The 25,684-nt window shown below is 66.2% G+C and carries 29 protein-coding genes, 1 tRNA gene and 1 riboswitch; of the genes, 6 read left to right on the top strand and 24 right to left on the bottom strand.

The window, feature by feature from the left end:
- Positions 1-54: 54 nt before the first annotated feature.
- Positions 55-1,251 carry an aspartyl protease family protein gene (locus tag J0J06_RS08670; RefSeq protein ID WP_294041108.1) on the top strand — a complete coding sequence of 399 codons (1,197 nt, stop codon included), beginning with the start codon at positions 55-57 and terminating at the stop codon, positions 1,249-1,251.
- Positions 1,252-1,339: 88 nt separating this feature from the next.
- Here J0J06_RS08670 and J0J06_RS08675 read toward each other — a convergent pair whose 3' ends face one another.
- Together J0J06_RS08675 and phaR are read right to left on the bottom strand one after the other, a co-directional pair.
- Positions 1,340-1,537: a hypothetical protein gene (locus tag J0J06_RS08675; protein ID WP_294041110.1), complete on the bottom strand. Its 198-nt coding sequence runs from the start codon at positions 1,535-1,537 to the stop codon at positions 1,340-1,342.
- 4 nt (positions 1,538-1,541) lie between these two features.
- The gene (phaR, locus tag J0J06_RS08680) at positions 1,542-2,087 is read right to left on the bottom strand and encodes a polyhydroxyalkanoate synthesis repressor PhaR (protein ID WP_294041111.1); all 546 of its coding nucleotides are present in this window, start codon (positions 2,085-2,087) and stop codon (positions 1,542-1,544) included.
- A gap of 188 nt (positions 2,088-2,275) precedes the next feature.
- Here phaR and J0J06_RS08685 point away from each other — a divergent pair, with 188 nt between their 5' ends.
- The gene (locus J0J06_RS08685) at positions 2,276-3,451 is read left to right on the top strand and encodes an acetyl-CoA C-acetyltransferase (RefSeq protein WP_294041113.1); all 1,176 of its coding nucleotides are present in this window, start codon (positions 2,276-2,278) and stop codon (positions 3,449-3,451) included.
- A gap of 1 nt (position 3,452) precedes the next feature.
- Here the strand turns inward: J0J06_RS08685 and J0J06_RS08690 are convergent, their stop codons facing one another.
- From J0J06_RS08690 to cpdR, 18 genes are all read right to left on the bottom strand, one after another.
- Positions 3,453-4,475: an alanine racemase gene (locus J0J06_RS08690; RefSeq protein WP_294041115.1), complete on the bottom strand. Its 1,023-nt coding sequence runs from the start codon at positions 4,473-4,475 to the stop codon at positions 3,453-3,455.
- A gap of 33 nt (positions 4,476-4,508) precedes the next feature.
- Positions 4,509-6,113, bottom strand: a complete 1,605-nt coding sequence (locus J0J06_RS08695) for an MFS transporter (RefSeq protein ID WP_294041117.1) — start codon at positions 6,111-6,113, stop codon at positions 4,509-4,511.
- 53 nt (positions 6,114-6,166) lie between these two features.
- Positions 6,167-6,622, bottom strand: coding sequence for a GreA/GreB family elongation factor (locus tag J0J06_RS08700; RefSeq protein ID WP_294041118.1), 456 nt, complete (start codon positions 6,620-6,622; stop codon positions 6,167-6,169).
- Entirely contained in the window at positions 6,619-7,503 is an 885-nt protein-coding gene (gene mmsB / locus J0J06_RS08705) for a 3-hydroxyisobutyrate dehydrogenase (protein WP_294041120.1), read from the bottom strand. The genes J0J06_RS08700 and mmsB overlap by 4 nt, the downstream gene beginning before the upstream one ends.
- Positions 7,503-7,772: a hypothetical protein gene (locus tag J0J06_RS08710; protein WP_294041121.1), complete on the bottom strand. Its 270-nt coding sequence runs from the start codon at positions 7,770-7,772 to the stop codon at positions 7,503-7,505. Before J0J06_RS08710 ends, mmsB begins: the two co-directional genes overlap by 1 nt.
- A gap of 7 nt (positions 7,773-7,779) precedes the next feature.
- Positions 7,780-8,556 carry an enoyl-CoA hydratase gene (locus J0J06_RS08715; RefSeq protein WP_294041122.1) on the bottom strand — a complete coding sequence of 259 codons (777 nt, stop codon included), beginning with the start codon at positions 8,554-8,556 and terminating at the stop codon, positions 7,780-7,782.
- A complete protein-coding gene (locus J0J06_RS08720) occupies positions 8,553-9,590 on the bottom strand; it encodes an enoyl-CoA hydratase/isomerase family protein (RefSeq protein ID WP_294041123.1) in 1,038 nt (345 codons plus the stop codon). Before J0J06_RS08720 ends, J0J06_RS08715 begins: the two co-directional genes overlap by 4 nt.
- Positions 9,587-10,732, bottom strand: a complete 1,146-nt coding sequence (locus J0J06_RS08725; protein ID WP_294041124.1) for an acyl-CoA dehydrogenase family protein — start codon at positions 10,730-10,732, stop codon at positions 9,587-9,589. Before J0J06_RS08725 ends, J0J06_RS08720 begins: the two co-directional genes overlap by 4 nt.
- On the bottom strand, positions 10,729-10,929 hold the full coding sequence (locus tag J0J06_RS08730) for a hypothetical protein (protein WP_294041125.1): 201 nt from the start codon (positions 10,927-10,929) through the stop codon (positions 10,729-10,731). Before J0J06_RS08730 ends, J0J06_RS08725 begins: the two co-directional genes overlap by 4 nt.
- Entirely contained in the window at positions 10,926-11,360 is a 435-nt protein-coding gene (locus J0J06_RS08735; protein ID WP_294041126.1) for a hypothetical protein, read from the bottom strand. The genes J0J06_RS08730 and J0J06_RS08735 overlap by 4 nt, the downstream gene beginning before the upstream one ends.
- Before the next feature lie 61 nt (positions 11,361-11,421).
- A complete protein-coding gene (locus J0J06_RS08740; protein WP_294041127.1) occupies positions 11,422-12,921 on the bottom strand; it encodes a CoA-acylating methylmalonate-semialdehyde dehydrogenase in 1,500 nt (499 codons plus the stop codon).
- Between the two features lie 77 nt (positions 12,922-12,998).
- Positions 12,999-13,751 carry an ABC transporter ATP-binding protein gene (locus J0J06_RS08745; RefSeq protein WP_294041128.1) on the bottom strand — a complete coding sequence of 251 codons (753 nt, stop codon included), beginning with the start codon at positions 13,749-13,751 and terminating at the stop codon, positions 12,999-13,001.
- Complete coding sequence (locus J0J06_RS08750; protein WP_294041129.1) at positions 13,742-14,719, bottom strand: iron ABC transporter permease; 978 nt, start codon at positions 14,717-14,719, stop codon at positions 13,742-13,744. The genes J0J06_RS08745 and J0J06_RS08750 overlap by 10 nt, the downstream gene beginning before the upstream one ends.
- Positions 14,716-15,519, bottom strand: a complete 804-nt coding sequence (locus tag J0J06_RS08755; protein WP_294041130.1) for an ABC transporter substrate-binding protein — start codon at positions 15,517-15,519, stop codon at positions 14,716-14,718. Before J0J06_RS08755 ends, J0J06_RS08750 begins: the two co-directional genes overlap by 4 nt.
- A 5-nt stretch (positions 15,520-15,524) precedes the next feature.
- Positions 15,525-17,423 carry a TonB-dependent siderophore receptor gene (locus J0J06_RS08760; protein ID WP_294041131.1) on the bottom strand — a complete coding sequence of 633 codons (1,899 nt, stop codon included), beginning with the start codon at positions 17,421-17,423 and terminating at the stop codon, positions 15,525-15,527.
- 122 nt (positions 17,424-17,545) lie between these two features.
- Positions 17,546-17,733: riboswitch (cobalamin riboswitch) on the bottom strand.
- A gap of 31 nt (positions 17,734-17,764) precedes the next feature.
- Positions 17,765-18,328 carry a methylated-DNA--[protein]-cysteine S-methyltransferase gene (locus J0J06_RS08765; RefSeq protein ID WP_294041132.1) on the bottom strand — a complete coding sequence of 188 codons (564 nt, stop codon included), beginning with the start codon at positions 18,326-18,328 and terminating at the stop codon, positions 17,765-17,767.
- A gap of 82 nt (positions 18,329-18,410) precedes the next feature.
- A tRNA-Val gene (locus tag J0J06_RS08770) sits at positions 18,411-18,485 on the bottom strand.
- A gap of 35 nt (positions 18,486-18,520) precedes the next feature.
- Complete coding sequence (gene cpdR / locus J0J06_RS08775; RefSeq protein WP_294041133.1) at positions 18,521-18,898, bottom strand: cell cycle two-component system response regulator CpdR; 378 nt, start codon at positions 18,896-18,898, stop codon at positions 18,521-18,523.
- Positions 18,899-19,003: 105 nt separating this feature from the next.
- Here cpdR and J0J06_RS08780 point away from each other — a divergent pair, with 105 nt between their 5' ends.
- Positions 19,004-19,852, top strand: a complete 849-nt coding sequence (locus J0J06_RS08780) for an N-formylglutamate amidohydrolase (RefSeq protein ID WP_294041134.1) — start codon at positions 19,004-19,006, stop codon at positions 19,850-19,852.
- A gap of 195 nt (positions 19,853-20,047) precedes the next feature.
- Here the strand turns inward: J0J06_RS08780 and J0J06_RS08785 are convergent, their stop codons facing one another.
- The gene (locus J0J06_RS08785; protein WP_294041135.1) at positions 20,048-20,824 is read right to left on the bottom strand and encodes a SapC family protein; all 777 of its coding nucleotides are present in this window, start codon (positions 20,822-20,824) and stop codon (positions 20,048-20,050) included.
- 57 nt (positions 20,825-20,881) lie between these two features.
- Positions 20,882-22,327 carry an FAD-binding oxidoreductase gene (locus J0J06_RS08790; RefSeq protein ID WP_294041136.1) on the bottom strand — a complete coding sequence of 482 codons (1,446 nt, stop codon included), beginning with the start codon at positions 22,325-22,327 and terminating at the stop codon, positions 20,882-20,884.
- Between the two features lie 104 nt (positions 22,328-22,431).
- On the opposite strand from J0J06_RS08790, the gene J0J06_RS08795 reads away from it, so the two are divergent.
- The 3 genes from J0J06_RS08795 (at position 22,432) to J0J06_RS08805 (ending at position 24,536) form a co-directional block, all read left to right on the top strand.
- On the top strand, positions 22,432-22,863 hold the full coding sequence (locus tag J0J06_RS08795; protein ID WP_294041137.1) for a hypothetical protein: 432 nt from the start codon (positions 22,432-22,434) through the stop codon (positions 22,861-22,863).
- Between the two features lie 75 nt (positions 22,864-22,938).
- Complete coding sequence (locus J0J06_RS08800) at positions 22,939-24,339, top strand: DEAD/DEAH box helicase (RefSeq protein ID WP_294041138.1); 1,401 nt, start codon at positions 22,939-22,941, stop codon at positions 24,337-24,339.
- An 8-nt stretch (positions 24,340-24,347) separates the two neighbouring features.
- On the top strand, positions 24,348-24,536 hold the full coding sequence (locus tag J0J06_RS08805) for a DUF1289 domain-containing protein (protein WP_294041139.1): 189 nt from the start codon (positions 24,348-24,350) through the stop codon (positions 24,534-24,536).
- A gap of 50 nt (positions 24,537-24,586) precedes the next feature.
- Here the strand turns inward: J0J06_RS08805 and J0J06_RS08810 are convergent, their stop codons facing one another.
- Both J0J06_RS08810 and J0J06_RS08815 read right to left on the bottom strand, forming a co-directional pair.
- Positions 24,587-24,784, bottom strand: a complete 198-nt coding sequence (locus J0J06_RS08810; protein WP_294041140.1) for a hypothetical protein — start codon at positions 24,782-24,784, stop codon at positions 24,587-24,589.
- A gap of 131 nt (positions 24,785-24,915) precedes the next feature.
- Positions 24,916-25,665, bottom strand: a complete 750-nt coding sequence (locus tag J0J06_RS08815) for an N-acetylmuramidase domain-containing protein (protein ID WP_294041141.1) — start codon at positions 25,663-25,665, stop codon at positions 24,916-24,918.
- Positions 25,666-25,684: the final 19 nt, after the last annotated feature.

A 25,684-nucleotide genomic window follows, 5' to 3' on the forward strand; every position in this document is an offset into this window, starting at 1 on the left:
TCAATCAGGGTTAACGGCGTTTTTACTTTTGCGCAGGCCGCGTAAGCCTGTGCGATGCACCGCTGGCTGCTCCCGCTTGCGATCCTGTTGCCCGCCCCGTTGGCAGCGGCGATGACGCCCGGGCTGCCCGCGCCGATGGCAGACCACAGCGTCCTGGCGCCCGATGCCGAGGCACAGTGGGTGCCGTTCGACCTAACTCCCGGCAACCAGATCCGTTTCCGCATGACGATCGACGGTCGCGCGGCGAACGCGTTGCTCGATACCGGGTTCAACCAGACCGTGATCTCGCGCCGCTGGGCAAACGCCGCACGCTTGAGCATCGCCCCCCGTGGTACCGCGACCGCTATCGGCGGGGCGGTCGCGATGGGCGCGGTCGATGGCCGGACGCTCACGATCGGAGGACTGACAAAGACCGGCGGGTGGCTCGGCGTGCTCGATTTGCCCGACAGCGCGACCGGCGGCAGCGACGCGATCGACGCGGTGATCGGCGGAGACCTGTTGCGGCACTACGCGCTGGACATCGACTTCGCGCAGCGCCGCTTCCGCCTGTTGCCCAGCGGACGGTTGCCGTTCGCCGGGCAAAGCGCGCCGCTGTCGATCGCCGAGCGTACCGGCCTCTATATCAGCGAGACGCGGATCGACGGCGCGCGGCTGCGCCCGATGATCGTCGATACTGGCGACGGCGCGACACTCGCGGTCTCGGCGGAGGCTTGGGCAGCGATCGGTGCGCGGCGCACCCCCACGACGACCACCGTATCCTACAGCGTCGCCGGTCCGGTCCAGTCCGACTTCACCGTGCTGCCCGAAATCGCCGTGGGCGACGCGACGCTCCGCCAGGCCGAAACCACGATCGAGGCGAACGGCGGCTTCTCCGCGCGGATGGGCGCGTCGGGGCGAATCGGCGCGGGCTTCCTCCAGCGCTTTCGCGTACTGCTCGATCCGCTAGCCGGACGGATGGTGCTGGCCGCAAATGCCGACACCGATCGTGCGCCCTTGCGCTCGACCAGCGGGCTGTTGGTCCGTACCGAACAGGACCGCCTGCGCGTGCTGCACGTCATGCGCGGCAGCCCGGCGGCCGCTGGCGGCTGGCAGCCTGGCGAAGAGATTTGCGGTATCGACGGCATTTCCGTCTCGGCCGGCTATCGCTCCGATCCCATAGCGATGTGGCCGGCCGGGAACCCGGGGCGCGTGGTGCGCTTGCGGCTTTGTGGCGGGTCGACCAGGGCGCTGACGCTGGCGCGGTTTTATTAGCACCCCGTGCTCCGGCGAAGGCCGGAGCGTAGGCGATCGAAGCGTGACGCTACCAACACTCCGGCCTTCGCCGTAGAACGCTGATGGCTTAGAGATTCATCGCAAAGCTGAACGCGACGATCGCGGCGATCAGCGCGAAGACCTGAACCGATCGCCAGTCGAACCATGCCACGCGGTCGAGGTCGTCGCGCCGGCGGTGCCGCCAGTCGGCAATCGCCGCGAGCAATGCGACGCCGAGCGCAATCCCGACCGCCACCTCGGCGATCTGCTTGCCCGTCAGGTCCATGGCCTCAGTGGCCGAGCTTCTCGATCTTTTCCTGCAACCGCGCGAGTTCGGCCTTCAGCGACGCGACGTCCTCACCCTGGCCCGCAGCGGGCTCGGCGGGCTTCGCGCCGGGCTTGAACGCCTGGGTGGCCGCCTCGAACATCTGCATGTTGCGCTTGGCGATCTCCGCGAAGGGCGAGTTGGCGAAGGCGCCCTCGACCGCAGACTTGAACTGTTCCTGGTTGCGGCGGAAGCTGTCCATCGACGCCTCCAGATAGCCCGGCACCATCGCTTGCATCGAATCGCCGTACATGGCGATCAATTGGCGGAGGAAATTGACCGGCAGCATGGTTTGGCCGCGCTGCTCCTCCTCCATGATGATCTGGGTTAGCACGTTGTGCGTGATGTCTTCGTCGGTCTTGGCGTCGAGCACCTTGAAGTCGCGCCCCTCGCGAGTCATCGCGGCAAGGTGATCGAGCGTGATGTACGATGAACTCTCGGTATTATAGAGCCGCCGGTTCGCATATTTCTTGATGATCACCGGACCGTCGCCGGTGGCTTTCTTGGTCATGATGGCGCCCTTGTCCCAAAAACGTTTGCGTGACGCTACGCGGTCGCGTGATGCACTGCAACACAAGGGCTTCGTGCTGCGCAAAATAATCGCAGCATTGGTGCAGGAAAAACACGATTGTGCGGTGCGCTGGCGATCCATGCGGCGGCGCGCTATGAGCGCCGCGAAATCGTATCAGGAGTCGCCCCATGTCCGACATCGTCATCACCGCCGCCAAGCGCACCCCGGTGGGCAGCTTCATGGGCGCGTTCGCCGCGACCCCCGCGCACGAACTCGGACGCGTCGCGATCGAGGCCGCACTGGCGCAGGCGGGTGTATCGGGTGAGGACGTTTCGGAAGTCATTCTTGGCCAGGTGCTGACCGCCGCCCAAGGCCAGAATCCCGCGCGCCAGGCGTCGATGGCGGCCGGCGTGCCGAAGGAAGTTCCCGCCTGGGGCGTCAACCAGGTGTGCGGTTCGGGTCTCCGCGCGGTCGCGCTGGCGGCGCAGGCCGTGGCGAACGGCGACGCCACCATCGTGGTCGCCGGCGGGCAGGAAAGCATGTCGCTCAGCCCGCACGCCCAGAACCTGCGCGGCGGGCAGAAAATGGGGTCGCTCGAATTCATCGACACGATGATCAAGGACGGCTTGTGGGACGCCTTCAACGGTTATCACATGGGCATAACTGCGGAGAATGTCGCCGAACAATGCCAAGTGTCGCGCGAGGATCAGGATACGTTCGCGACGCGCTCGCAGAACCTGGCCGAAAAGGCGCGCGCTGCGGGCCGCTTCGTCGATGAGATCGCCGCCGTGACGGTAAAAGGCCGCAAGGGCGACACCGTCGTCGATCAGGACGAGTACATCCGCGCCGGTGCGACGATCGAGGCGGCGACCGGATTGCGTCCCGCCTTCAAGAAGGACGGCAGCGTGACCGCGGGCAATGCCAGCGGGCTCAATGACGGCGCGGCGGCGCTGGTCGTGATGACTCGCGACGAAGCCGAACGGCGCGGCAGTCCGGTCCTTGCGCGGATCGCGAGCTGGGCGTCGGCGGGCGTCGATCCCGCCGTCATGGGTCTCGGCCCGGTCCCGGCGTCGAAGAAGGCACTGGAAAAGGCCGGCTGGACTGTCGCCGACCTCGACCTGATCGAGGCCAATGAGGCTTTCGCGGCTCAGGCGCTGGCGGTCGGGCGCAACCTCGGACTCGATCCCGACAAGGTCAACGTCAATGGCGGCGCGATCGCGATTGGCCACCCCATCGGCGCTAGCGGCGCGCGCATCCTGACCACCTTGATCTACGAAATGGCGAAGCGCGACGCGAAGAAGGGCCTGGCGACTCTCTGCATCGGCGGCGGCATGGGCATCGCCATGTGCATCGAGCGCGACTGAGCTAGGTCCGATCGAACCGGCCGCCGAGGCCGGTCAGCAGTTCGTATTGCGACATGCCCGACGCTGCGGCGGCGCGTGGCAGGTCGTAGTCGATGTCGAGCCAGTCTCCCTCCGCGATGGCGCGACCCGTCACGTCGATCGCCGTGAGATCCATCGATACGCGGCCGACAACGGGCAATGCCTCGCCATCGTGAAACGCCTGGCCGCGCCCCGAAAAGCCGCGCCAATAGCCGTCCGCATAGCCGATATTCAGGATCGCGACATCGGTATCGGCGGGTGCGGTCCAGGTGGCATTGTACCCCACCGTTTCCCCCGCCGGCACGTGGCGGCGCTGCAGCACTTGCGCTTGCGGGAACGCGACCTGCGCGATGATGCCCGCCAGTTCGGGCCGGGGCGTGCCGCCGTATAGCGCCAGGCCCGGCCGGGTCAGGTCGAAGGGGTAGTCCGCGCCGAGCGCGATGCCGGCGGAATTGGCGAGGCTGAGCCGGCTCGCGGCGACACCCTCGGCCATCGCGACGAACCGCCCGCGCTGATCGCTGTTCTTGGGCGAATCCTCGTCGGCCGAGGCGAGGTGGCTCATCAGCACGTCGATCGTCAGGCCATCGAGCACCCCGGACGCGAGATCGCCCTCACCGAGCCCAAGCCGATTCATCCCCGTGTCGAGCATCACATGGCAGGCCCCGCCGCCAGCGGCCTTCCAGCGGGCGACCTGCATCGCGGTGTTGAGTACCGGCGTGGCGGCACCCGACAGCGCGACGTCCAGATCCTCGTCGCGAACGCCATGGAGCACGGCCAGTCCGGGCAGACCGAGCGGCGCCAGCGCCACCGCCTCCGTCCAGGTCGCGACGAAGAAATCCCGGCACCCCGCCGCCGCCAGCGCCGCCGCTGCCCATGCCGCGCCGAGACCGTAGCCGTCCGCCTTGATCGCCGCACCGCAAGCCGCGCGACCGCTCATCCGCGCCAGTGCGCGCCAGTTGGCGACCAGAGCGTCGGCGTCGCGGCGCAAGCGGAGGGGGGCGTTCATCGCGCGGTGCCTAGCGGTGCCGGCCCGCCAAGGCTAGGCGTACGGCTTCGTCGTCTTCCAGCTCAGCCCCCACAACGCCACGATCAGCGCCATCAGCACAACGAACCACGTGTACCACAGACCGGCATAGGGATCGCCGGTCTTGGCGACGATCAACTGGCTGATCAGCGGCAGGAACCCACCGAAATAACCCGTCCCGATGTGATAGGGCACCGACATCGAGCTGTACCGGATGCGCGGGGGGAACATTTCCGTCAGCAACGCGGCGACCGGACCGTAGGTCGCGCCCGCCAGCGCGCTCATCACCAGCATCGCGATCAGGATCGCGACCACACCCCACGCCGTCGGCCGCACCTTGTCGAGGTTATAGCCCGCCGCCGTGAGCGCGGCATCGAGTCCAGCGGGGCTGGTGTCGGGCACCGCTTCGCCCCCGATCAGCACGACCACAGCGGGCGTGGTCCCCTTGGTATAGGCGACGCCCTTCTTGGAGAAATAATCGAGCAGGACCGCGCATTCATTCTCCTGTTTCTTCGACAGGATCATGTTGGTCAGGCTGTAGTCGCAGTTCGGCCCGCTGACGATCACCGGCGCGCGCTTGTTGGCATGGACGAGTGCCGGATTGGCCGACCCGCCGATCACCCAGAAAATCGGGAACAGCATGACCAAGGTCAGCGCATAGCCGATCACGATCGGCCCCTTTCGCCCCACACGGTCGGAAATGCGGCCGAACAGGATGAACCAGAACAGCCCGCAAAATCCGCCAAACCCGACGATCAATTGCGCGGTGGTTTCCTCGACCCGCATCGTCGTGGTCAGGAACGACAATGTCGAGAACAACGCCGTGTACCAGATCACGGTCAGCCCCGCCGCGACCCCGAACAACGCGACGAACAACCGCTTGAGGTTGCCCGGATAGGTCAGGCTTTCGACGAACGGGTTCTTCGCGGTCTCGCCCGCTTCCTTCATCGCCTGGAAAATAGGACTTTCGGAGAGTTTGAGCCGCATCCACAGCGACACCGCGAGCAAGACCAGCGAGAACAGGAACGGGAAACGCCAGGCCCAGGCCGCCCAGGTCACGTCACTGACCACCAGCTTGGTGAGCAGCACCACCGCGAGGCTGAGGATGAAACCGCCCGCGACGCACGCCTGGATGAAGCTGGTGTAGAACCCGCTTTTCCCCGGCGGCGAATGCTCCGCGACATAGATCGCCGCTCCGCCGTACTCCCCGCCCAGCGCCAGGCCCTGCAGCACGCGCAGGAAGATGATGATGCCCGGTGCCCATAGGCCAATCTGCGTGGCGGGAGGGATCAGGCCAACGCCCGCGGTCGCGATGCCCATCAGCGTGATCGTGACGAGGAAAGTATATTTGCGCCCGAGCCGGTCGCCAAGGAACCCGAACAGCGCCGCGCCGAACGGCCGGAACCCGAACCCGACCGCGAATCCCGCCCAGACCAGCACCATGCGCACGGTCTCGTTGTCCGAAGGCACGAAGGTCTTGCCGATGATGACGGCCAGCGTTCCGTAGATGAAGAAGTCGTACCACTCGAACGGCGTACCGAGCGACGATGCCGCGATCACCAGCCGCACGTCGGCAGGACTCGGATCGGGCCGCAACTCTTCCGGTGCCATCGTCGCCATGCGTCACTCCCCCATTTCAGTGAAGGATTAGCGCGAAGCGCAGCCGCGGCAAGCTATGCGATGATCGCGACCACCTCGATCGCCTCGTCACGGCCGGGCAGCGAAACGGTTTCACCCTCCTCCGCGCCGATCAATGCGCGCGCGAGCGGAGCGGAAAAAGCGATCAGGCCGGTGGCTGGATCAGCCTCATCATCGCCGACGATTCGGATGTCGCGCGTGGCTCCGTCCATCCGGATGCGCACGCGGCTGCCGAACGCGATTTCGTCGGTGGGTGGCGGCGGCGCGACGATCGCAGTGACGCGGCGCGTGTGCCAGTAGCGCAAGCTCCGGGCGATCTCCTCGCGGCGCGGCTCCTCGGCGGTGGCCGATTCGGCCTCGAGTGAGGCGATGCGCGCGTCGATCAGCGCGGGGCCGCCTTCGGTAACGAGGTTCGGCCCCGGCGGGATCGGCAGTTCGAAGCGCGGTTCCTTATGCTCCTCGTCCGACTCGCGGCGGAAGGCGACACTCATCCCTCTTTGCCCAGCGCGCGGATGATCGCGGAGAAATCGAGCCCGCCGTTCCCGGCGTCATTGAACGCTTGGTACAGTTCCGCCGCCTTCGCGCCCATCGGGGTATCGGCGTTGACTGATGAGGCCGCCTCCATCGCCAGCCGCAAATCCTTGAGCATCAGCGCGGTCGCGAAGCCGCCTTGATAATCGCGGTCGGCGGGGGTTTCCGGCCCGACACCCGGCCACGGCGCGTAGCTCGTCAGCGACCAGCTCTGTCCGGACGAGACGCTGGCGATCTCGAAGAATTTCTGCGGATCGAGGCCGAGCTTGTCGGCGAGCACGAACGCCTCGCACGTCGCGATCATCTCCGCGCCCAGCACCATGTTGTTGCAGATCTTGGCCGCTTGCCCCGCCCCACTCGCGCCGGCATGGATCACCGCCTTGCCCATCGCGGACAGGAACGGCTCGGCGCGCTCGAAGCCTTCCGCGCTGCCGCCGACCATGAAAGTCAACGTGCCGGCATTGGCCGCGGCGATCCCGCCGGAGACCGGTGCGTCGACCATCGTCAGGCCCTTGGCGAGCGCCGCTTCGCCGACGCGCTTGGCGGTCGCGACGTCGATCGTCGAGCAATCCATCAGGATCGCCGATACCGGCGCCGCGCCGAACACGCTGTCGGCATAGACGCCCTCGACATGCTTGCCGGCGGGCAGCATCGTCACCACCGCCTCAGCCCCGTCGCACGCCTCCGTGGCGCTAGTGACAGGTAGGCACCCCGCCGCCTTCGCCTTGTCCAGCGCCTCCGCCGACAGATCGAACGCGCGGACGTCATGGCCCTTCTTTGCCAGGTTCGCGGCCATCCCGCCGCCCATATTGCCCAGCCCGATGAATGCGACGCGCGCCATCAACTTACTCTCTCAAATCGCTTACGAAGCAAAAATCCAAAAACCGCAGAAATCAGGACAGGTAAACTGGCAATGGCGGCTAGGCGGACCTGTGACCCCGCAAAGAACGGATCACCAAACTCAACTGGCTGAAAGCCCAACTGGGCAATGACCAATACAGTAACGAGGCCGATCGCAAATCCGACGAAAATCCGTCTACGCCCGCTGAGCGCAATGAGCATCCCGATCAGACTGCCCAGCAGCGTGCAGCCGACGACAATCATGCCCATTCCCATGTTATTTACCCTTCCACGTCCCCTGACGCTTCTCGACGAACGCGGTCATGCCTTCCTTTTGGTCCTCTGTCCCGAACAGGCCATGGAATAGCCGGCGTTCGAACTGGACGCCCTGGCCGAGCATCGTCTCGAACGCGGCGTTGACCATTTCCTTGTTCGCCTTGACCGCGAGCGGGGCCATGCCGGCGATCTGCGTCGCGACCTTCAACGCCTCCTCGACCAGGTCGGCGGCGGGGATGATGCGTGACACGAGGCCTGCACGCTCCGCTTCCTCCGCATCCATGAAGCGGCCGGTCAGGCACATCTCCATCGCCTTCGATTTTCCTACGGCGCGCGTCAGGCGTTGCGACCCGCCCATGCCCGGCGCCACGCCGAGCTTGATCTCGGGCTGGCCGAACTTCGCTGTGTCGGCGGCGAGGATGAAGTCGCACATCATCGCCAGTTCGCACCCGCCGCCGAGCGCGAAGCCGGCGACCGCGGCGATCACGGGTTTCCGCGTCCGCGTGAACGCCTCCCACCCGGCGAAATAGTTGCTGCCGTACATGTCGCCAAACGATTGCGGCTGCATCTCCTTGATGTCAGCCCCGGCCGCGAATGCCTTCTCGCTGCCGGTGAGCACGGCACAGCCCTGCGACGGGTCGGCGTCGAACGCCTGGCACGCCGCAACGAGTTCGCCGAGCACCTGATTGTTGAGCGCGTTGAGCGCCTGCGGCCGGTTGAGCGTGATGAGGGTGACGCCGCCCGCGCGCTGTTCGACCAGAATCGTTTCGTAGTTCATGCCGGGGTCCATGCCTGTTCGGGGGGAAGGGGAGTGAAGATCGCGTTGATCAGGTCGTCGGTGACGCCCTCCGGCGTGGCCGGGTTCCAGACCGGTGCATTGTCCTTGTCGACAATGACGGCGCGCACCCCCTCCAGAAAATCATGACGCACCACGACGCGCGCGCCGACCGCATATTCCTGCGTCATCTCTGCGGCGAAGTCGCGCATCCCGACGCCTTCCGCGAGCAGGCGAAGCGAGACTTTCATCGTCTGCGGCGACTTGGTCTTGAGTATCTTGAGCGTTTCGTGCGCCCAGGCATCGCCCGCGTTCAGCGCGTCGTAAATGTCCTCGAGCCGGTCGGACGCGAACAGTTCGTCGATCGCCATCTGCCTCGCGACGATCTTCGCCTCGGGAACCGGCGCGGCCAGGTCGGTCAGGATGTCGTCAATCTCGGTCGGCGTGGCTATGATCCCCGCCTTGGCCGCGTCAAGCGTATCGCTGGTCAAATAGTCGCTCGCAAGCCCGAGGTTGAGGCACTCCGCCCCGTCGAGCCGATGCCCGGTCAGCGCGAGATACTGCCCCATCCGCCCCGGCAGCCGCGACAGATACCAGCCGCCACCGACATCGGGGAACAGGCCGATCCCGGTTTCCGGCATCGCCAGCCGCGTATTCTCCGTCGCGACGCGATACCGCGCGGGCTGGCTGATCCCGACGCCGCCACCCATCGTGATCCCATCCATGAACGCCACGATCGGCTTGGCATAGGTGAACAGCGCGTGGTTCATGCGATATTCGGTGAAGAAGAATTGCCGCGCCGCGACGCCGTCCTTCGCCCCGCTTTCCGCCAGCATGCGGATGTCGCCGCCCGCGCAGAAACCCCGGCCTTCGGCATGATCGATCATCACCGCCTCGACCGCCGGGTCGTCGCGCCACGCCACCAACGCATCGAGCACAGCGGCGCACATCGCCGTGTTGAGCGCGTGGATCGCCTGGGGCCGATTGAGGCGGATCCGGCCGACCCGTCCCTCGACGAACGTCAGGACGTCGGTCACTGGCGGGTCAGGTCCCTACCGACGATCATCCGCATCACTTGGTTGGTGCCTTCCAGGATCGAATGGACCCGCAAGTCGCGCCAGAAACGCTCGATCGGATAATCGCGCAGATACCCGTAGCCGCCATGGAGTTGCAAAGCGCGGTCCACGATCGAAGATCCGTTATCGGTCGCCAGCCGCTTCGCCATCGCAGAGAAGCGCGATTTGTCGGGCGCGTTCGCCGTCACCTTCGCCGCCGCCATATAGAGCAAGGCGCGCGCCGCCTCCAGGTCGGTCGCCATGTCGGCGAGCATGAACTGGGTGTTCTGGAAATCGGCGACCGGCTGGCCGAACTGCTGGCGTTCCTTGGTGTAGTTGACCGCTTCGTCCAGGCAGCGCTGCGCCCCGCCGAGCGAACATGCGCCGATATTCAAGCGCCCGCCGTCGAGCCCGGCCATCGCGAAACGGAACCCGTCACCCTCCGCACCGACACGGTTCTCGACCGGGACGCGGCAATCCTCGAAGATCACTTGCGCGGTCGGGCTGGCATTCCAGCCGAGTTTCCTTTCAGGCGCGCCGAATGACAGGCCCGGCGTATCCTTTTCGATCACGAGGCAGGAAATGCCCTTCGACTTCTCCTCCGACGTGCGCACCATGCAGACGTAGATGTCGTTATAGCCCGCGCCCGAGATGAACTGCTTGGTGCCGTTGAGCACATAATGATCGCCGTCGAGCCGCGCGGTCGTCTTTAGCGCCGCGGCGTCCGATCCAGAGCCCGGCTCCGTCAGGCAATAGCTCGCGATCTTGTCCATGCTGACCAGCGACGGCAGGAATCGGTCCTTGATCGCTTGCCCGCCGAAGCGGTCGATCATCCACGTCGCCATGTTGTGGATCGAGATATACGCGGATGTCGCGGGACAGCCGTACGCCATCGCCTCCATGATCAGCGCCGCTTCCAGCCGCCCCAGCCCGATCCCGCCCGATTCCTCCGACACGTAGATCGCGCCGAACCCGAGCTCGCCGACCGCCTTCCACACATCGACCGGATAGTGGCTCTTTTCGTCCCACTCCGCCGCGAACGGGGTGATCCGGTCGGCGGTGAACTTGCGCGCGAGGTCCTGGATCTCGCGCTGGTCGTCGGTCAGGTCGAACTGGTTGGTCATCGGGCATTGGTCTCGACTTCGGCCGGCGCGTCGCCGTCGTCGGCGGGCACGTCGGTGATATTGGCGTCGCCCGACAAATTGGCTTCGTCGAGCGCCGTTATGTTCGCGGTCGCCTCGTTGCCGGCCGGCGGCGGGGCTTCCTTATGGCACCCGGCGGCCACGAGCGTTGCGGCGCATAGGAGGATGGTTCGTTTCATTTGCTTGCTCCCGACGATGGGTTGCACCTGGCGGCCGCCGCCTTGCCGAACAAGGCGCGGCGAAAAAACGCAGCATCCCCGGCATCGTCCTTGAACGCCGCCCCGAAGAAGTGGTTCTTCAGATAATCCGCGTTGCCGACGACATAGCCTTGGAAGGTCGCGCCCCTGTGGCTCGGTCGAACAGCGAGCCCGTCGATCTCGACCAATGTCTTTCCCGTATCCGCCGAAACCATCGGATACCCGCCAACATAAACGCCGAACAGCGCCGTAGTGCCGCGATCGACGTAATAGACGGTGAAATCGGGCCCTTCGCTGACGGTCGCGGTCGCGTCCGTCGGCACGGCGACCCAGGCAAGCCCGGTGCATAGACCACCCTCGACCAGCTTGGTGGGCGCGGGCAGCGCGAACGCAAGTGCGATCGCGAGGATCATCGTAAGGTGTCCATCGCCCTATCCCATAGCGCGGGCGCGGTCCGACGACAAAACACGCGCATCACCCCATCGTCGGGATGACGAACGCGTTGCCGCCGTCCGGCGATCCATCGGGCCAGCGCTGGGTAATCGTCTTGACCTTGGTCCAGAACTTGACGCCTTCCATGCCGTGCTGGTTGGTGTCGCCGAACGCGCTGCGCTTCCAGCCGCCGAACGTGTGATAGGCGACCGGCACGGGGATCGGCACGTTGATCCCGACCATGCCGACATTGACGCGCGCGGCGAATTCGCGCGCGGCGTGGCCGTTGCGCGTGAAGATCGCGACGCCGTTGCCGTACTGGTGCTCGGTCGGCAGGCGCAGCGCTTCCTCGAAATCCTTCGCGCGGACGATCTGGAGGACTGGACCGAAGATTTCCTCCTTGTACGACTGCATGTCGGTGGTGACGCGGTCGAACAGCGACGGGCCGATGAAGAAGCCTTCCTCATGCCCCTGCAGCTTGAACCCGCGGCCATCCACGACCAGCTCCGCACCTTCGTCGACCCCAGTCTGGATCCAGTTTTCGACCCGCTGCTTGTGCGCTGCGTTGACTACCGGCCCATAATGCGCCTCGGCATCGGTCGAGACGCCCACGCGTAGCGCGTCGATCGCCGGGATCAGTTTCTCGCGAAGCGCATCGGCGGTCTTCTCGCCCACCGGCACCACCACCGGCAGCGCCATGCAGCGCTCGCCCGCCGAACCGAACGCCGCGCCCGACAGGTCCGCGACGACCTGATCGAGGTCGGCGTCGGGCATGACGATGCCGTGGTTCTTCGCCCCGCCCATCGCCTGGACGCGCTTTCCGGCGGCGACGCCGCGATTATAGACATAGTGCGCGATGTCGCTCGACCCGACGAAGCTGACCGCCGCGATCGCCGGGTGGTCGAGGATCGCATCGACCATTTCCTTGTCGCCATGGACGACCTGGAAGATGCCCTCCGGCATGCCCGCTTCGCGCATGAGTTCGGCCAGGCGCACCGGCACCGACGGGTCGCGCTCGCTGGGCTTGAGGATGAAGGCGTTGCCGCACGCGGTCGCGACCGCACCCATCCACAGCGGGATCATCGCCGGGAAGTTGAACGGCGTGATGCCCGCGCCGATGCCCAGCGGCTGGCGCATCGAATAGACGTCGATGCCGGGACCTGCGCCCTGCGTATATTCGCCCTTCAGCACATGCGGGATGCCGCAGGCGAATTCGACAACCTCCAGCCCGCGTTGGATGTCGCCCCTCGAATCGGCGATCACCTTGCCGTGTTCCGACGAAAGCAGCTGCGCCAGCTCGTCCATGTTCGCTTCGACCAGCGCCTTGAAGTTGAACATGACGCGCGCGCGGCGCTGCGGGTTGGTCGCCGCCCAGCCGGGCTGCGCGGTCTGCGCCGCCGCCACCGCGCGGTCGAGATCGGTCGGCGTTCCAAGCGTAACCGACGCCTGGACCTGCCCGGTATTAGGATCGAATACGTCGCCGGTGCGTGCGCCGCCGGCGCCGCTCGCATGCCCTGCGATGTGATGGTCGATGACGCGCATGATGCTCTCCCACGGCCCGTCTCCGGACCGACTCAATTCTTGTAATTAAATTGCTTTGGCACAGCGGAGTTCCGCTGTCAGGCCCCTAGCCGATCTACTGGTATGCAGATCGGATGACCCGGCACCGTAACGAGGCGCACCCCAAACAGCGCGCCGAGCCGGTCGGGGGTGAGTACGTCGCGCGCCGAGCCCGCCGCGACGATCCGGCCGCCCGCCATCAGGATCGCATCGTCGGCGACCCGCGCCGCTTGCGCGAGGTCGTGGAGCACGACCGCCACCCCCGCTCCCTGCCGCGCCACGGCGCGCAGCCGGTCGAGCAGGTCGAACTGGTGCGCGGGGTCAAGGCTGGCGAGCGGTTCGTCGGCAAGCAGCCATTGCGGCTCCCCCGCCAGCACGCGCGCGAGCAGAACGCGGGCGCGCTCGCCGCCCGACAATTCGCCGATGCGGCGATCGGCCAGTGCTTCGGTATCCGTCGCCGCCAGCGCCGCGGCGATCGCTGGTCCGTCATCGGCGTCGCGAAACGGCAGGCGGCCGAGCGCGACCACGTCCCGCGCGACCATGTTCCACGCAACATCGCCCGCCTGCGGGAGGTAGCCGACCGTTCGCGCCCGATCGCCGCGCGGCATATCGGCTATCGGCCGGCCATCGATCGCGACCGAGCCCGTGTCTGGAGTCACAAGTCCGGCGGCGACGCGCAGCAGGCTCGTCTTGCCCGCGCCGTTGGGGCCGAGGATCACGGTGACACGGCCCGGCGCGATGCTCGCCGACACGGCATCGAGCACACGCCGCCGCCCAAGATCGAGCGTCACATCGATGAGGCTCAGCGCCATTCCCGTCCCCCCTCTCGAAACAACAAGGCAAGAAAGAACGGCGCGCCGATTAGCGCCATCACGACGCCCAGCCGCACCTCGCCGGCGCCAGGCGCCAGGCGGCACAGGCTGTCGGCGGCGAGCGTAAGCGCAGCACCACCTAGCGCGCTCGGCAACAGCAGTGCCGACGGACGCGCGCCGAACACCGGGCGCAACACATGCGGCACGACCAGCCCGACAAACCCGACCACGCCGGTCACCGCCACGCCCGCGCCAACCGCGAGGCCCGCGCCCAGCACGACCGTCCAGCGCAACTGCGCCAGGTTCGCGCCGAGCGACCTCGCGGCGTCCTCGCCCAGCGCTAGCGCATCGAGCGCGCGGCCCGTGGTCAACAGCAACAGGATGCCGCCGATGATGAACGGCGCGGCGAGCGTCACGTCGCCGATCCCGCGATCGGTCAGCGCACCCATCAGCCAGTCGATCGCTTCCGCCACCGCATAGGGATTGGGCGCAATCGAGATCAGGAACGCGGTCAGCGCCCCCGCCAGGCTCGCCAGCACGGTCCCTGCCAGCACGAACATCACCGGGCTTTCCGCGCGCGCGGTCAGCAGCCCGAGGAGCGCCATCGCCCCGGCCGCCCCGGCCATCGCCCAGCCGAACTGACCGAGCCCGCCGGCAACGCCGCCCACGCCGAACACGATTGCCGCCACCGAGCCGAGCGCCGCGCACGACGACACGCCGATCACCGTCGGATCGGCCAGTGGGTTACGCAGATAGCCCTGCAACACCGCCCCCGACAGGCCGAGCGCCGCCCCCAGCATCCCGCCTAGCACCGCGCGCGGCACGCGCAGTTCTATGACGATCGCCCAACGCGGATCGTGGCCCGTCCATGCGTCCCACGGCAGCCATTGCTTCCCCGCCGCGAGCGACAGCGCGACCATCGTCAGCGTGAGCGCCGCGAGCAGCAACAGGCGAACCGTGCGGCTCATCGCGCCATCCCACTACGGATCGCCGCGAGCCGTTGCATCGCCGGGACGATCGTCGGACCGCCGCAATTGACCAGCGACCGGGGGAACGTCGCTTCGACCACGCGCAACCCCGCGCGCGCCAGCACGCGGCGGCGCAGTGTCGCGGCGCGGCCATCGGGATCGGGCGTCATGATGACGGCGGGCGGCTCCCGCATCAGCGCCTCGATCGGCACCGACCGCGACATGGCGGCGGGCGGGGTCGAGAAACCGGCACGGGTCAGCATCTCGGTCAGCAGCGTTGGCCCGCCATTCGCGAAATTGTCGGCGATGAACAGGAGTGCGGACGGCCGCGCGGTATCGCGTGGGGCCGCCAACGCGACCGCCGCGTCGATTCGTGCGATCAACGCCTCGCCGGCCGCGCGTGTGCCGAGCGCCGCTGCGACTATGCGGATCTGGTCGCGGCTGGCGGCGATCGTCGTCGGCGAATCGAGCGTCAGCACCTTCAAGCCGAGTCTTTCATAGGCGCGAAGCGTGCTCGCCGGCGTAAAGCTGGAGGCGAGAATCAAGTCGGGCTTGAGCGCAACGACTTCCTCCGCTGTACTCGCAGTTCCCCGAAACCGCCGCGCCACGTCGAGCGGGATGGAAGTCGCGGCGGCCTCCTGCGAATAATGGCTGATCGCGGCGATCCGCCCCGGCGGCGCCAGTGCGAGCAGCAATTGGTCGGCGCAGGGATTGGTCGACACAATGCCGCCGCCGGAAACGAACGGCGCGGCGGGCTGCGTATCGCAACCCGCCAGCGCCAGCACGATCAAGGCGAACAATCGCCTCAATAGAACTTCACCCGGACGCCGCCATAGGCCGCGCGGCCCGGCGTGCCATAACCGCGCACCACGGTATATTTCTCGTCGAACAGGTTATCGACACGACCGTAGATCGCGAACCGCTTGCCGATCGGCAATTCGGCCCGGACGTCGGTCATCACATAGCCGTCGAGCCGATTGAAGTTGCCAGCATCGTCGAAACTGTCGCCGACCGCCAGCACGGTCGCGCCGACCGCGAGCTTGAACGGCGTCGTCCAGTCGACCGATGCGCTAACCGACTGGCGCGGGCGGCGCGCCAGTTGCTTGCCGAAATTGGCGCCCGGCGAGCGGTTGACCGAATCGATGAAGCTGTACGATCCGCTCACCGTCAACCGGTCGCTTGGGCGCATGTTGAGTCCAACCTCCAGGCCCTGTCCCCGCGTGCGGGCGATGTTGCCGTAGGTGAAGGTGGCGGCGTTATAGTCGATCTGGTTGCGCGTATCGCGGTGGAACCAGGTCGCGCTGATCGTGATCGCCTTGCCGACCAGACTCTGTTCGATCCCGACATCGTAACTGCGCGCGGTCTCCGGCTGGAGGTTGGGGTTGCCCAATCCGAACGGGCCAAAGAGTTGGTATAGGGTCGGCGCCTTGAACCCTTCGGCATAGCTGCCGCGCAGGGTCGTGCCGGTGGGCAGCGCATAGACCGCATTCGCGCCGAACGTGGTGTGGCCACCGAACGCCGAATCGTCGTCGTACCGAACGCCGCCGGTCAGCGTCAGCCGATCGAAGGGGGTCAGGATCGCCTCGCCATAGACGCTGGTCGTGCCGCGGGACTTGAACACGCTGCCGTCGTTGAAGCGGGTATTTTCGCGCTGCGCCCCGGCGACCAGGCGGATGGCATCCGATGCCTGCCAATCGCCCTGATACTCGTACCGCTCCGACCGGCCACGCGCGAAGAAGGATGGCGCCGAGCCAAAAGCGGGATCGTAATTGTCGCGGTTAATGTCGGCGATGGTGAAGGCGATCCGGTTCCTGAATTGTCCCAGCCGGACGTTGAGCCCCGCATAGCCGTAGACCTCCGACGTCTTGGCATATTCCGCGTCGTCGACCGGCAGGTAGGGTGGCGTGAACCCGAACCCGTCAATGTCGACGCGGCTGTTCGCATAATAACCGCGCAGATCCAGACTGATCGCGTCCGTAATGTCCACGCCAATGCGCGCGGTGCCGCCATATTGGCGATAGCCGTCGGGCTCGGTCCCGGCCGCAGCCGCCGAAATGCCGTCGGTGCGCAGATAACCCGCGTTGACCGAGCCGGAGAAGCGCCCCGCCTTGCCCGAAACGCCGACATTGGCGAACACGCTGTCGAAGCTGCCATATTCGGCATTGGCCCGCGTCTTGAACCCCTCGGTCAGCGCGGCGGTAACGACGTTGACGACGCCGCCGATCGCCTGGCTGCCCCACGGCACCGAATTCGGGCCGCGCAGCACCTCGACCCGCTCGACCGATCCCGACAGCAGGTTGGCGAAGTCGAACCCGCCGCCCGGCGAGGACGGATCGTTGACCCGGACACCGTCGATCAGCGTCAGCGTCTGCTCGCCCTCCGCGCCACGGATGCGGACGGTGGTCAGCGTGCCGAGTCCGCCGTTGCGCGTCACCGTGACGCCAGGCGTGGTCGCCAGCAGATCGCTGATCGCGACGGTCTGGCGCTGTTCGATTGTCTTGCGGTCGATCACCGTGACGGCCTGACCGATCTTGTCCGGCACTTCTGCCACACCCGTGGCCGAAACGACGATGTCGTTTCGCAGCATCGGATCGGCGGCGGTGATTTCCTGATCGTCGCTCGATGGCAGATTCTGCGCGAAAACCGGTGCGGCCGAAAAGATCGCGGCAAACGCGGACGACGACAAAAGACAGTATTTCAACATAGGACATGACCCCTTCAAGGGACAGGTCGCCGGGATGCCAACACGACACCCGGCCAGCCGGTCCGGTTCATGTCGTTCACGCGAGGGCATAGCCTCGTCCGCCCGGCACACCCCGTCCGCGCGAAGGATCGACCGTGGCGGGCAGGTCTCCTGGCTCCCGGGTCGTCGCGTCCGCCTCACCTTCCCAGCTTGCGCCAGTGGTATGTCGAGGCGACCGCTATCCGGTCACAGTTGCGGGGGCAGCGCCGGTCTTCTCACCGGACTTCCCTTTTGCTCCGCCTCGCGGCGGACCCGTCACGGCGCGGCGTGTAGGCGCTTCGCTGCGGCGCGGCAAGATGCGCTCAGAAACCGAACGATTGCTGTGAAGACCGCTGGGGCGTCCCTGAGGCGGCGGCCTCGATCCCCTCCAGCGCCAGCATCCGCGCCTTGGACGCCGATCCCCCCGGTGCGGAGAAGCCACCGACCTTGCCGCCCGCCGCCAATACGCGGTGGCACGGGATGATAAGCGGGATGGGGTTGCTCGCCATCGCCTGCCCCACGTCGCGAGCATATTCTGGCCCGGCCCCCAGCTGTTTCGCCACCGCGCCATAGGTCGTGCTCTCGCCCCAGCCGAGTGCGCGGACCACCTCATAGACACGCGCGAAGAAGGGCGATTGCTGGCCGAGATCGATTGGGACGCCGCCAAAATCGACCTTCTCGCCCGCGAAGTAGCACTGCGCCGCTGCAACTATCGCTGCAATATCGGCGGGCGTATCGGCGCGCACCGCATCGGGAATGCGACGCAGCAGCGCCCGCTCCGCCTCAGCTGACGTGCTTGCCGGCAAACGAAACGCCGTGACCCCGCGCCCGCTCCAGGCGATCACAGCGAACCCATGCGCTGTCTCGAATACATGATAGCGATGCATCGCCGTCACTCTCGGCCGGCTGGCCCAGCTTTGCAACGGCCACAAAAAAGCCCGCCGGGTCGCAGACCGAGCGGGCTTTTAATGGTGGGCGTAGCAAGGTTTGAACTTGCGACCCCTGCGATGTCAACACAGTGCTCTACCACTGAGCTATACGCCCACGAGGGGAGCGCCTCTAGCGAAGGGTGCGGGTCTCTACAACCCCCCGCTCGCGGTTTCCGATTCGAATAGACGATCGACCTCCATCACCAGGTCGCGCAGATGGAATGGCTTGGACAGGACACGCGCCTGCGGCATCGCCTGGCCCGCACGCAGCGTCACCGCGGCGAAACCGGTGATGAACATGACGCGCGTCGTCGGCGCGATGTCGGCAACTTTCTGCGCCAGCTCGATCCCGTCCATTTCGGGCATCACGATGTCGGTCAGCAACAGGTCGAAATGTTCCGCCTCGATCAAGGGCAGCGCGGCGGTGCCGCGATCGACCGCGGTCACAGCGTAACCCGAGCGTTCGAGCGCGCGCGTCAGATATTCGCGCATCACCGAATCGTCTTCGGCCAAGAGAATCCTGATCATTGCCGCCCCATCGATATCAATCCGCTTTTTATGCCCAAAGGGCTTAAGAAATTCCAGCATTCACGCCGGATTGCCCCGTCCCAGTGCGACGCATAAGATAAACGTATGAGCGCGCCATCGTTCGACCGTATCGGGCCGTTATCGCCGGAGAGTCCGGTGGTGGTTTCGGTGCCGCATGCAGGGCGCGATTATCCGCTTCCCTTGCGCGCCGCGGCGGCGGTGCCAGTCGCATCGATGCTCGCGCTGGAGGATCGCCATGCCGACACCCTGGCGCTTGTCGCGTGTGACGACGAAACGCTGTTCATCCAGCGGCGCGCGCGCGCCTGGATCGATCTAAATCGGGCCGAGGACGAGCGCGACCCGTTGATCGACGACGGCGCGCGGCCGATCCCGGCGGGTGCTGCGGCGACGAAGCTCAGGAGTGGACTCGGGCTGATCCCCCGCCGCGCCGCGCCGGGCGTGATGCTGTGGAGCCGCCGCCTGGCCGACGACGAAGTGCGTCAGCGCATCGCCGAGGATCACCGCCCCTACCACGCCGCAATCGCCGACGCATTGTCCGGCGCGCGCGACCGGTTCGGCGCTGCGCTGCTGATCGACCTACATTCGATGCCACCCCTGCCCGGACCGGCGTCGGCGCGCGTCGTGCTGGGCGATCGGTTCGGGCACAGCGCGGGATCGCGACTGGTGCATCGTATCGAAGCGGAGATCGCCGCGGCGGGAACGACCGCCGCGCTCAACATACCCTATTCCGGCGGCCACATCCTCAGCCGTCACGGACGCCCCGCGCATGGCGTCCATGCGATCCAGATCGAAATCGACCGCAGCCTCTATCTCGACGCCGGATTCGACCAGCCGGGCGAGGGAATGGCTGCCACGGCCGCGCTGCTGCGCCGGATCATCGATGCCGCGACCGACGAACTGCTCTGCGGCGAATACGCGCTCGCGGCGGAATGACGCAGATAAAAAACCGCCCCGGGCAAATGCCCGAGGCGGCCAAGGTTCAGGGAGGAGGCGTATCCGAAGATACGCCACGCGGCGCCGCGAAAGGGGGGAACACGGGGCCGCGCACCCAATAACTAAGAAAGTGCTCTTTTGGTTTCAAGGGGCTGCATACGAATACTTGCACGCAACCCCTGAAACGACGCGGCGTCAGGCCGTCGGCGCCAGTTGCGGCGCCGGCATCAGGTCGAGCTGGACCTGGCGCGTGAAAATCTCGCGCATCAACGATAGCGAGAACAGGTGAGCGTAGATCAACGGCAGCAGGCCCGACTGGACGATCTTGCGGAGCTGATCGCCGCGCAGTGCCGTCAGCTTTTCCTCGCTGATCATGCGGAACCCGGAATAGATGAACGGCTTTTCGGCGCCGTCCGGCTGGATCGACACTTCGCCGTCCATCAACAAATCGAGTTCTTTGATCTCATTCATGAACGCGGCGGTGCGTGCACCGGCTTCCTCGAAATTCTGGTTGAACTCCAGGATATTCTGAACAAGAGGCGTCGCCTGGCCATTATCGAACAGCGCATCCCCCTCTTCGAAGTCACCGATCGACTTCGACGTCGGGTCGAAGCAGAGCGTCAATTCCTCGGCTTCCGGTGTCAGCCGGGCAAGCAGGAAGGGATAGCGGCGGATATAGGCCGGGACATAGGTGTAAGGATCGCGCAGCAGCCCTTTTTCGTCGATGAAGACGTTGACACCCTCATTCAGCCCCATCAACGCCAGCGGCACGGCGTCGTCGCCCTGGGTGAAGATGATCGGCATCTGGCGCTGGACCAGCGCGAATTCATCGACCGTCACGGGAATCGCGTGCTGACCGATCAGGAAGTCGGCGCCTTCGGTCGGGCGCATCTTGAACTTGGCATGCGCTTCGCTCGAAAGCGGTTCGAGCGTGTTGTAGAACAGGGGAAGCGATTGCGGCGCGCTGGCCATTACCGTGACTCCATCGAAATCCGTGAACGCGGCGACCGCCGCCAATGGGGCAGCGCCCTAGGGCGTGGACGGATCAGGCGCAAGTGTGACCAGCTTGCCTGGGTTCATCAGATCATGCGGATCGAACGCACGTTTGATCGCGCGCAACGCCGCCATGCGCGCCGGGGACGACAGCCGTTCGAGTTCGTCGCGTTTCATCTGGCCGATCCCGTGTTCGGCGGAGATCGATCCTCCCGCCGCTACGACCAGGTCATAGACCATGTCGCTCGCCGCCTCGCCGACTTCGGCGCGCCAGCGCGGTCCATCGGCCCCGGCGGGCGCGTTGACGTGAAAGTGGACATTGCCGTCGCCGAGATGGCCGAACGCGCTGCAATGCACGCCGGGGAACGCCGCCTCGACTTGGACCGAGGCGCTTTCCATGAAACTGGGCATGGCATCGACCGGCACCGAAATGTCGTGCGCCATGGTCGGTCCTTCGGCGCGTTCGGCCTCTGAGATCGAATCGCGCAACCGCCAGAACGCTTCGGCCTGCGCTTCGTTGGCGGCGACCACCGCATCCTGCGCGAGGCCGGCAGTCAACGCCTCCTGCATCAACGATTCGAGCGCGGTCTTCGCAGAATTGGGCGTTGCCGCGACATAATCGACCAGCACCAGCCAGGGGTGCGGCCCTTCAAGCGGTGGGCGGGTGCCGGGGATGTGCTTGAGCACCAGATCAAGCGCCAGCTTGGGGACGAGTTCGAAACTCTCCACTGCGGCACCCGACCGCAACTCCATCGCACGTAGCAGCCGAAGCGCCTCGTGTGGCGACGCAACCCCGAGCCACCCAGTCGCGCGATCAACCACCGCGGGCACCAGCCGTAAGGTGGCGGCAGTGACCACGCCCAGCGTGCCCTCCGCCCCCACCAGCAAGTGATCGAGATCGTAGCCGCGATTGTCCTTCTTCAACGCTGCCAGCCCATCGTGCCGCGATCCGTCAGGCAATACCGCCTCGACGCCCGCGACCAGCGACCGCATCGTGCCGAACCGCAGTACTTGCGTGCCCCCGGCATTGGTCGAGACCAGCCCGCCGACCGTGGCGCTGCCCCGCGCGCCGAGCGTCAGTGGAAATCGCATGCCCTGCGCGTCCGTCGCGTCGTGCAGGTTGGCGAGGATCACGCCGGCCTCCGCAACCGCCAGCCGGGCATCAGGGTCGATTGACCGGATCCGGTTCATCCGCCGCAGCGACAGGATCAACGCCGATCCATCAGCAGGCGGCGTCGCGCCGCCCACCATCGACGTGTTCCCGCCCTGCGGCACCAACGCCACGCCGAGCTCGGAGGCGCGGCCAACTGCGAACTGTACGCCGTCGGTGCTGTCGGGCGCGATAATCGCGAGCGCTTGGCCATGGTATCGCCCGCGCCAGTCGGTCAGCCACGGGGCGATGTCGTTCGGGTCGGTAATGACCGCTTTATCGCCCAGCCGGGCACGGATGGCGTGGATCAGCGCGGACTGGGCGGCGTTCATGGCCGCAAGCGGCTAGCATGGCGAACGCGTGCGGCCAATTCATTCGACGTTCAACCTTTGGGACTACCACAGCGCACTTCATGCATCCGTCGCTACCCCTCCTAATGATGTTCGCCGTCGCGGCCAGCAGCCCGCTATCGCCCGCTTTGGGTGAGCCTGAGGGACAGACATCGATCACCGGGCGGATCGTCGTGCGGGTCGAATCGACTAACGCCGCCGCGATGCGCGCGCCCGCACCCATTCGCTGGATCGAAAAGAACGGCCCCAAATGCGTGACGGCGAATCAGCTGGCCGGTGCGATCGTCAACGGCGCCGACAGCGTCGACCTGGTACTGAAGGGCGGCTCCCGCGTGCGCGCCCAGCTCGACAATGATTGCGCCGCGCTCGGTTACTATGGCGGCTTCTATCTGAAGACCGCGTCGGACGGCCAGGTTTGCGCCAATCGCGACACGATCCGCACGCGGGCGGGCGATTCCTGCTCGATCGGCAAGTTCAAGAAGCTGATCGCGAAGATGGAAAAGCAGCGCAAACCTTGACTTTGCGCGCCTGATCGGCAAGCGCGCCAAGACGAGTGTGGCGTGCCGCCACGCTTTTTCTTTCCGGATTATTGAATGCCTTTTGCCGACCTCGGCCTATCGGATGAATTGCTCCGCGCGGTGGGGGAGTCGGGCTATACGGAGCCGACTCCGATTCAGGCCGCGACCATTCCCAGCGTGCTGATGATGCGCGACATCATCGGCATCGCGCAGACCGGCACCGGCAAGACCGCCGCGTTCGTGCTGCCGATGATCGATATCCTCGGTCACGGCCGCAGTCGCGCGCGCATGCCCCGCTCGCTCATTCTCGAGCCGACGCGTGAACTCGCCGCGCAGGTGGCCGAGAATTTCGAGAAATACGGCAAGTATCACAAGCTCTCGATGGCGCTCCTCATTGGCGGCGTGCAGATGGGCGATCAGGTCAAGGCGCTGGAAAAGGGCGTCGACGTGCTGATCGCGACGCCCGGCCGGCTGATGGACCTGTTCGAGCGCGGCAAGATCCTGCTGACGCAATGCAACCTGCTGGTGATCGACGAAGCCGACCGCATGCTCGACATGGGGTTCATCCCCGATATCGAGACGATCTGCACCAAGCTGCCCGCGAACCGCCAGACGTTGCTGTTTTCCGCGACGATGCCACCGCCGATCAAGAAGCTGGCCGACAAGTTCCTGTCGAATCCCAAGACGATCGAAGTCGCGCGCCCCGCCACCGCCAACACCAACATCAAGCAATGGCTGGTGCCGGTGTCGTCGTCGAAGAAGCGCGACAAGCTGACCGAGTTGCTCCGCGCCGAGGACGTCAAGACCGCGATCGTTTTCTCCAACCGCAAGACGACGGTGCGCGAGCTCAACAAGGCGTTGCAGCGCGCGGGTTTCCGCAGCTCCGAAATCCATGGCGACATGGACCAGTCGTCGCGCATCGCCGAACTCGACCGGTTCAAGGCCGGCGACGTCAACATCCTGGTCGCCAGTGACGTCGCGGCGCGCGGACTCGACATCAAGGGCGTCAGCCACGTCTTCAACTTCGACGCGCCGTGGCATCCCGATGATTACGTCCACCGTATCGGTCGCACCGGCCGCGCGGGGGCGACCGGGGTCGCGTTCACGCTGGCCACGGCGGATGACGCCGAGAATATCGCGAACATCGAGAAGCTGACCGGGCTCAAGATCGAGCGTTACGAAGGCGCGGCCGACGAGGCGCCCGCCCAGCGCGCGCCGCGCGGTCGCAAGCCGGCGGCAAAGAAGGCCGAAGCGCCGGCCAAGTCCGCGCCCGCGCCGACCGCGAAGGAAGTGCCGGCGACCAAGGCGCCGCGCGAGCCGAGCGCACCGCGAGCCGAGCGCCCCCCGCGCGACTCACGTCCGTCACGCGCGGAGCGTACCGTCGCCCGTCAGGACGATTACGACGACGCTCCCGACGACGGCGGCTGGAACGGTCCGATGCCCGGTTTCTTGAGCGCAAGGCTCACCACCGACTAAATCGCTTCATGTCGTTGCCCGATTTCATCAGCATCGTGCCGGCGCAGACGATCGAGAGCCCGTGCGTCAACATCTGCACGATCGGCAAGGACCGGTTGTGCGAGGGATGCCGCCGGTCGATCACCGAGATCGCGCACTGGTCGCGCCTGACGCCGGCCGAACGCGACGCGGTGATGGCCGAGTTGCCGACGCGCTAACGCCGGATGGGCATGCCCATGTCGGCGCACCGCCGCCGCTCGCCGCGGCTCTAACGCCGGTCGTTGAGGCAATGGCGCAACCCACGGTCCCATTTGTCCTGCGTCCGCGTATCCCACCCCCCGCGCCCGATCTCGCTCGGGGCGCTCGACGACGGCGCGGGTAGCCGCGACGGTTGCGGACGAAACGAGGCGTTTGCCGCCGATAACGGCACGACGAACAAGGTTGCGCAGATCAGGACGAGCTTCATCGCGGTTCTCCCTGTCGTCCAATAACCGCCACCAGGCTGAATATCGGCTGAAAGCTCCCGATGTCGCGCACGCGCGGACCGCCGCAACGGACCAAAGTTGACACTAACTTCACACCATCGCGACATGCCGATCACGAACGCGGCAAGGCGTCGAACTGCTTCTTGAGGTCGTGGATTGCCTTGAGCTTGGGGCCGTAGACCGCGCCCCCGCCCGCGCCGTTATAGCCGTCGCCGAACCTGACCCATTCGTGTGTCTTGATCTTGTCGACCAACCCCGCCGAGCGGCAGAAATCGAAGAACCCCAGCACTTGCCAGCGCAGATCGCGCGCGAAGGCGTTGACCATGTCGAACGCAGACGCGTAGCCGATCAGGCCGCAGTTGAACCCCATCACTTGCGTCCCGCCCCAGCTCGCGCTTTGCGCCGCCGGTTCGACCCCCGACAGTGTCCGCGCGAAGTGATAGACGTCATATTCCTTCGCCTGGTCGCCGTGAAAGCTCGCCCACGGATCGCCCGCCTTCGCGCGCCACTTGTGCCCTTCCCAGCGCCTGCCGTCCGCGCCATGCCCGCCAAACACGAAATGCGCGTCGAAGGTCTTGGGATTGTCGACGCCCCAGCGATCCCAGAACACGTGGTTCTCGAACCGCATCACCGGCTTGCCCTGCGTGAACGGCCGCCCGCCGCTTTCGACCATCCAGACCGCGAGCGCGGCGAGGGTTTCGATCCCCGTCACCGCGCCGAGGCGATCGACCAGCCCACCGATCGCGTTGTAGGATTTCGCGAGATTGCCCAGGGGTGTGACGGGGGGTGATAACGCCTTGATCGGTCTTTTGGGCGTCAGGCTCGCAGCCTTCAGCGTCGCATCGTTCTTGTAAAACCCCATTCCCCCTCCTTCATGCCCT

Origin of the sequence: Sphingomonas sp., assembly GCF_017304615.1 — a bacterium.
GTDB lineage: Bacteria > Pseudomonadota > Alphaproteobacteria > Sphingomonadales > Sphingomonadaceae > Sphingomonas.